4 protein-coding genes are annotated in these 4,801 nt (G+C 63.9%); 1 reads left to right on the plus strand and 3 read right to left on the minus strand.

The window, feature by feature from the left end; translation table 11 throughout:
- Window positions 1–159: 159 nt before the first annotated feature.
- On the minus strand, window positions 160–447 hold the full coding sequence (locus EN781_RS26100; RefSeq protein WP_126055103.1) for a hypothetical protein: 288 nt from the start codon (window positions 445–447) through the stop codon (window positions 160–162).
- A 155-nt stretch (window positions 448–602) separates the two neighbouring features.
- The gene (locus EN781_RS26105) at window positions 603–1,496 is read right to left on the minus strand and encodes an NAD(P)/FAD-dependent oxidoreductase (RefSeq protein WP_126055104.1); all 894 of its coding nucleotides are present in this window, start codon (window positions 1,494–1,496) and stop codon (window positions 603–605) included.
- A 200-nt stretch (window positions 1,497–1,696) separates the two neighbouring features.
- On the opposite strand from EN781_RS26105, the gene EN781_RS26115 reads away from it, so the two are divergent.
- Window positions 1,697–2,344 (plus strand): TetR/AcrR family transcriptional regulator, encoded by a 648-nt coding sequence (locus EN781_RS26115; RefSeq protein WP_126055105.1) that lies wholly within the window; start codon window positions 1,697–1,699, stop codon window positions 2,342–2,344.
- Window positions 2,345–2,460: 116 nt separating this feature from the next.
- Here EN781_RS26115 and EN781_RS26120 read toward each other — a convergent pair.
- Window positions 2,461–4,801 (minus strand): adenylate/guanylate cyclase domain-containing protein (locus EN781_RS26120; protein ID WP_210213501.1); only part of this gene is annotated, 2,341 nt, incomplete at its 5' end.

Here is a 4,801-nt window from a genome sequence, read left to right on the forward strand (position 1 = left end):
GCTGGAACCTTCGGCTTTCCGGCGATCAGCGGGCGGGCGTCGGCGCTGGAGACGTTGCTGGTCGAGTAAGGGGATGGCGGGGCCGGTGGCGCGGCGCTCGGTGCGTTGATCGCGGCGATCGAGCGCACGCTGGCATGACGCCAGCGCCAGCGCCTGGCTCTACGTTCCCTTCACGATTCTCGGCTTGGTCGGCCGGCGGGGTTGAGCCGCGCTCTCGATGGCCAAGGCCAGCCGCTTCTCGTCTTCGATGGCGCGATCGACTGCCTCGATTTCCTCCTGAAGCGCCTTCAGCTGGGCGCCGTAGCTGGAGCCATCGCTGTCTCCGATCTGGAAGCCACTTGCCCGCATTGCGTCGCGCGTATGGTGCACGTTACGGACGCCTTCGCGCCGAGTCGCGACGAGGATCTCCCTGAACTCTCCAAGACGTTCAACGTGACTGCGAGTCATTGCGTTCTCCTATTTCGTCGTCGCCGACGGCGATGCAAAACGGCCAAACTTACGGCGCAGAAGGTCTAGGAGACTAAAGGAGATACTCTCGACAAAGCATGAGTGCGGAAGCTCAAATTTGAACGTTTGCAACAAGGTGATTCCAGGCGCGCCTCTCAAACCAGCATCGACTGCTGGGCGAAGATGCCCGCCATCGCGCCTTGCCACGATGCCGTGGTGACCGAGGGGATCATGGGGTTAGTGAGGTCGCCCGCGGCGTAGATGCCGGGCATGCTGGTTTCGCGGCGCTCATCAACCTTGAGGACGATGCCAAGGGGCGTAGCGGCCGTGGCGAGGCCCAGTGATTCATGCAGGCCGGCGGACGGCTTGTTGCGCGGATGCGCGAACAGAATGTCGACAGCGACATCACGGCCGGAAGCGAGCTTGAGGGTGGGATTACGGCTGCCATGACGGGTGATTTCAGTGATCCGGCCATCGACGATAGGTGTGTTGCGACGCTCCAGATCGGCCCGGATATCGGTCGGGATGTCGTGACCATCGGCGAAGACCGTCAACCTGTCAGTCCAATCGTGGAACAGCCTGACCTGATTGTGCGACTGCGGGCCGGACCAGACGAGGCCCCAATGCTGGCCGGCGACTTCAAAGCCGTCGCAATAGGGACAGGGCACGATGGACGTGCCCCAGCTTTCGGCAAACCCCGGCACATCGGGCATCTGGTCCGTGATGCCATAGCTCAGGATCAGCCGACGCGCCCCAAGGCTTTCGCCATCGCCCATGAGGACGGAGAAATCGTCGATGCCGCCGGAGACTTTGTCGGCCCGAGCGTTGACCAGACTGATCGCAGGATAACGCGCCAACTGCCGGCGCGCCTCGGCCAGGATGTCCAGCGGCGGCTTGTGATCGTGACCAAGCATACCATGCGAGTGGCCGGCGAAGCGGTTGCGCGGCAGGCCGGTGTCGAGAACGGTGACCTTGCGGCGGGCACGGCCGAGTTGCAGGGCGGCGGCAAGGCCAGCAAAGCTGCCGCCGATAATGATGACGTCATCCATGGTGATGGGCTCCGTGTTGCGGATGAAGCGGGTTGGGCTGAGCCTGGCGCGCAGAATCGTCCAGCGATGCGCATTCGATATCGGTGGGCGGCCAAGGCAATCCTGATTTGGAGGACACGATAAAATCCACTCTTGGAATTTCTGAAACTGCGTAGTATCGTAATTCATGAATAACGATACTGTCAAGGACTGTAATTGCGATGACCGAAAATAGTCGAGGCCGGCGTGGCCGGCCCGCCAATGAGGCGCTTGGCCAAACCATTGTCGACACCGCAGGCGAACTCTTTGCAGAATTGGGTTTTCAAGCGACGACATTGGACAAGGTCGCCCAGCGAGCGAAGATATCGAAGCTCAGCATTTACAAGCACTTCGAGAACAAAGAGGCGCTGTTTGGCGCGGCCTTTGCGGCCCGCTGTCAGCAGTTAGTCCCACAGGCGCTTTTTGAAGGCGTCGATGGCTCGGCCGAGGATCAGCTTATGGCGGTGGGATCATCGCTGCTTCGCACGCTGCTGCGCCCAGACGTCCGCAACGTCGAAGCCATGGTCATGGCCGACACGCCGAACCAAAAGTCGTTGAGCAAAGTCCATTACGAAGCCGGCCCCGCCCATATCGTCGCCCAAATCGAGACCCTGTTACGTCAGTTGCACGCGAAGGCGGTGCTGAACGTACCCGATCCTCTCCGGTCCGCCCGCTTGTTTGCCGCACTTTTCAAAGGCTCCGATCTTCTGATTATTGCACGCTTTGATGAGGCGAGAGCAGAGGACGATGACGAAATCGAATCCTATTGCCGGTCGGCTGTCGCCATGTTCATCGCGGCTCACGGTCGCAACGAACACGCGGGCGGATAGCCGGGACGAGGCCGCGATGGACTACTCGCTTGATATTTTGAACGCGTGCACTGACTCAGCGCGAGATCGGTGTCCGGAATGCGCCAGGACCGGACATTGCATGGCTGGCATGTGGATCATGCCCCCAGCTTGTCGAGCAAGGCCTTGGCCTCTTTCAGATCGAGCGTGTCGAAGCCCTCGGTGAACCAGCCGTAGGTCGGCGCCAGCAGGTCGTGCGCCTCGGCGCGCTTGCCCTGTTCGGCCAAAAGGCGCGCAAGCGATGTGGCGGCGCGGAGCTCCCAGGATTTGGCACCTTGCTCGCGAGACCGCTCGATCGCCTGGCGGAACGAGATTTCAGCCTCGCGGCAATCGCCTGGTTCCGCGGCAGCGCATAGGGCACCGCGGAGCCGCAGCAATTCGGCATGGCACCACTGCTCGCGGGTCCGGTTCACCTGGTCGAGGGCCCGATCGATCAGACGCACGCCGTCGGACGCGCGATTGACACTGCCTAGCACCTCGCCGAGCAGTCCCATCGCGTATGCCTGCGTCACGTGCGTTCCGACGGCCTGCATCCGGGCCAGGCTATCCTCAATCTGGGCGATCGCCCGCTCCTTATGGCCCTGCTTCGCCGAGAGCCAGCCCTTCTGCTGGGCGGCCATGGCGGTCCAAAAGGGATACGCCTGCTCGGTCGCGAAGGTGAGCGCACGGTCGATCCGCTCCTCGGCTTCGGCCACCTCGCGTCGGAACAGTCGTAACCATGCTGCCCATGTCAGCACATAAGCGCGGCTGAAGGGGTGCGCCAATCGCTCGGCCAAGACAAGGGCGTCTTCCATCCGGGCCAGCGCCTGGTCGGGGTAGCCGAGGTGCCAAAGCACCGCCGACCCACGACACAGGCAAATCGGTCCGGGATCCTGGCCGTAGAGGGCGAGATGCGCTCGATGTCGCTGTGGGCGATACGATTCAGAGGCCAGCTCCAGATGTTTGCGTGCCTCCCTGAAGTCGCCGCGCCAGGAAAAGCCGACCCCCCGAGCATAGTGGGCTTCGACCACCCACACGGGATCGTTGCTCTGCCGGGCAAGGTCGAGAAGCCGTCCGCTCAGCTCGTGCGCCGACGTGAGTTCGGCGCGCGTGGCCGAGTAGATGGCCAGGCCGAGCAGAACCGGGAAGAGGTCCGCATCTTCCGGCATCAGCTCGCAAAGGCGGCGCGCGCGAGAATATACCTGCTCGACCTCGGGATTTGCGTAGCCACTCCTGGCGGCGAGCACGCGGCCCAGCACCGTTAGCGCTGCGAGCTCGCGCCGCTGGCGCTCCGGGCCCGCAGGGAGCGTTTCGATCAGGTTCAGCGCTTTCTGCAGATGGCTCTGGGCCTCATCGTTGGCCGAACGGTCGTTGGCGCTCTCTCCCGCGCGCTGCCAATAGCCGATGGCCTGAAGCGAGAGGCCTGCAGCCGTATAGTGCTGAGCCACGATCTCGGGCTCGTGTTCGACGACCTCGCCGAAATGCTGCTCGAGCGCGTGGGCGATCCGGGTGTGCAGTTGCTGGCGCCGACTGCGCAGCAAGGTGGCATAGGCGGCATCTCCCACCAATGCGTGCTTGAAGATGCACGTCGCGTGCGGCGGCCGACCGCGCGCGATCACGAGCTCGGCGCCGATCAGCTGGTCGAGGGCGCCCTGCAGTTCCCGTTCCCCGCGCTGCGCGACAGCCGCCAGCAGCTCATAAGAGAATTCGCGGCCGATGGCGGCGCCAATCTGCGCAACCTCCCGCGCCGGCGCCACCAGCCGATCGAGCCGCGCCACCAGAGAATCCTGCAGGGTTGCAGGGATCGCCAACGGTGGCAGCGGGCCCGCGAGCGCGTAACGGTCGCCTTCATCGGTCAACACGTCGGATTCGATGACCGCCTTGGTCACCTCCTCGAGGAACAGGGGCACGCCGTCTGTCTTGGCCACCATCTGCTCGAGCAACCCGCCCGGCAGCGCCTTGCCACCGGTCAACCGCTGCACCAGGGCGGCACCCTGCCGGTGGCTCAGGCGGTTCAGCGCGAGCGAGGTGACCCGCGGGTGGCCGATCCACCGCGGCTCGAACTCAGGGCGGAAACTGAAGATCGCCAAGACTGCAAGGCGGGGGATCTGCGGGACCAATCGGTCGAGGAGCTCCAGCGACGTTGGATCAATCCAGTGGATATCCTCGAAAACCAACAGCACGGGCTGGCGGGCCGCCAGGCCAACAAGCTGCCGGATCAGCGCCTCGAGGGTCAGCTCCTTCTGGCGCTGGGGGCTGAGGTTCAGGGGTGCGTAGCGGCTGCCCACCGGAAGCGAAAGAAACGCCGACAACAAAGGGGCGTCGTCCCGGACCTTGTCTGTGGACCGCGCCAGGAGCCGCTCCAGCTTATCGAGTTTCACGCTCGGCGGATCGTCTGGGTGGAAGCCAGCCGCGCGGGTGAGTTGGACGATCGACGGGCGAAGGGCGCTGTTTGCGTGG

Source organism: Mesorhizobium sp. M4A.F.Ca.ET.090.04.2.1 (assembly GCF_003999085.1).
Classification (GTDB): domain Bacteria; phylum Pseudomonadota; class Alphaproteobacteria; order Rhizobiales; family Rhizobiaceae; genus Mesorhizobium.

Excerpts from the sequence above, each read along its gene's own strand:
- EN781_RS26105 (WP_126055104.1), bottom strand. The coding sequence starts at position 1,496 with ATGGATGACGTCATCATTATCGGCGGCAGCTTTGCTGGCCTTGCCGCC.
- EN781_RS26115 (WP_126055105.1), top strand. The coding sequence starts at position 1,697 with ATGACCGAAAATAGTCGAGGCCGGCGTGGCCGGCCCGCCAATGAGGCG.
- EN781_RS26100 (WP_126055103.1), bottom strand. The coding sequence starts at position 447 with ATGACTCGCAGTCACGTTGAACGTCTTGGAGAGTTCAGGGAGATCCTC.